Annotated in this window: 1 protein-coding gene; it reads left to right on the forward strand. The window is 36.3% G+C overall.

Annotated features, from left to right (window positions below; translation table 11 throughout):
* Positions 1-440 precede the first annotated feature (440 nt).
* Positions 441-939 (forward strand): acetyl-coenzyme A synthetase N-terminal domain-containing protein (locus AC3G7N_RS20655; RefSeq protein ID WP_489424043.1); only part of this gene is annotated, 499 nt, incomplete at its 3' end.

Raw genomic sequence — 939 nt, forward strand, 5'->3', positions numbered from 1 at the left:
AATTCTCTCTCTTTCAATATACATTATTGACAGGACATAGTAAATAAAAATGAGAGGCTTGAAAAAATAAAAGTTCAAGTCTCGGGCATCGTATTGACTTTTTTAGTCCGTAACTAAACTATTTAATGAATCAACGATAGCCATTAGACTTACAATCCATTTATTTGTAAATTATTGGTAGCTTAACTTGATGCCATTGGGCTCGTCACTCGCCCGCGGAAAGCGCAGTATATTCAAGATGCGATGATAGATCCACCTATTTTGTATTATGTTTTAACTTTTTCAGTGGCCTCCATTTTGGGTTCTGGTTATTTTAAGATTCTATGAATATAGTAGCACAGGTATTATTAATTTCAATGATCTTTCATCCTCATTTGCTTTACACCCGGTAAGCGGTTTCATATAATGGTAATATGATTGAACGTGCAGGAGGGTTTATTATGGCGCGAACAGAAGAAGGTACATTGCTTTGGGAACCTAGCGAAAAGCGAAAACAAAATTCAAATATCTATGATTATATGAATTGGTTAAAAAAACATAAAGACTTACACTTTGATAATTATCATTCTCTCTGGAAATGGTCCGTTGATGAATTAGAACTCTTTTGGGCATCGTTATGGGATTATTTCCAAATACAATCCAAGGAAGATTATCAGACTGTTTTAACAAGCCATGAGATGCCTGGCGCAAACTGGTTTACGGGTTCGAAGATCAACTATACAGAACATATTTTTCAAAACCGTGATCGTCATAAACCAGCCATTATTCACACATCTGAATTAAGAGACCAAACAGAAATATCCTGGGATCAGTTATATCAGGATACGGCGGCATTACAATTAACGCTCAAATACCTGGGTGTAGAAAAAGGTGACCGAATTGTTGCCTATGTAGCAAATATCTATGAGTCCGTTGTAGCATTCCTGGCAACTGCAAGCC

This window comes from Virgibacillus carmonensis, from assembly GCF_057836705.1.